The 885-nt window shown below is 55.0% G+C and carries 1 protein-coding gene; it reads left to right on the top strand.

Annotated elements, in window-relative coordinates:
• A partial coding sequence (locus AB4Z32_RS27455) for a hypothetical protein (RefSeq protein ID WP_442124983.1) occupies nucleotides 1–885 on the top strand: 885 nt, incomplete at both ends.

Consider the following 885-nt stretch of genomic DNA (forward strand, 5'->3'; position numbering starts at 1 on the left):
ACCATCACCCTGGGAGCAAGCCAAGCGCTTAGCGCGAACCCGACTGACGCGCCAATACAGCTTACGGCAACGACATATCTGGTATCGGTCGGTGCCGCGACAAACAACCTGTTTGTTCTATCCGTGAGTGGCACGACTATTTCACTCGGTACGGCAGTCACAGCGCAGTCAGCAGCAAATGCCGGCGTTCGGCTGGCGCCGATATCGCCAACAGCTGCGATCATTGCGTATGCCACGGCTGGAACTTCGCCTACTTCGCTCACTGCACGAGTAGTTTCTATTAGCGGCACCACGTTGACGCTCAACACTGCGGCTGTGTCGGCAACGAGCGTAATTCAGGGTAACACAAGCCCATTTGCAAGCTTGTTTACCGTGTCGGCTGGCGCGAGTTACATCTTCTGCGCCACGAATAGCACGAGCTCAAGTGATGGTAGTTGGTACGGCATTACGGTGTCAGGAACAACCGTCACGATCGGCACTGTATCAGTGCAAACCAGTGTTCTCTGGACCCGCTATCAGCGTTCCACCTTCATCTATCGCCATGGGACGATCGGTGCTGGCGGATCGAACTGGCTCTACGGCGCACTGGTCAACAGCACCACTGTATTGGGTTTGCTGGGTACTGGCGGATCGCTGATAGCGGTGTCCATCTCTGGTACGACGCTGACGTTTGGCGCAGTGTTTTCCTCTGGCTCGCCGCAGGGAATTCTGACCGATATCACAACTGGACTGAACCTATATTCAACGGGAACGGCAACCTATTCCAAGTTGTCGATTACAGGAACAACTATCTCGACTGCGTACACCTTGGCGTCCCAAGCGCTTGCGGTGTTTTCCGACTCATTATCGGACAAGGCAGTCAATTATGGCGGCACCTGGTACAGC

This window comes from Massilia sp. 2TAF26, assembly GCF_052115005.1.
Lineage (GTDB): Bacteria > Pseudomonadota > Gammaproteobacteria > Burkholderiales > Burkholderiaceae_D > Telluria.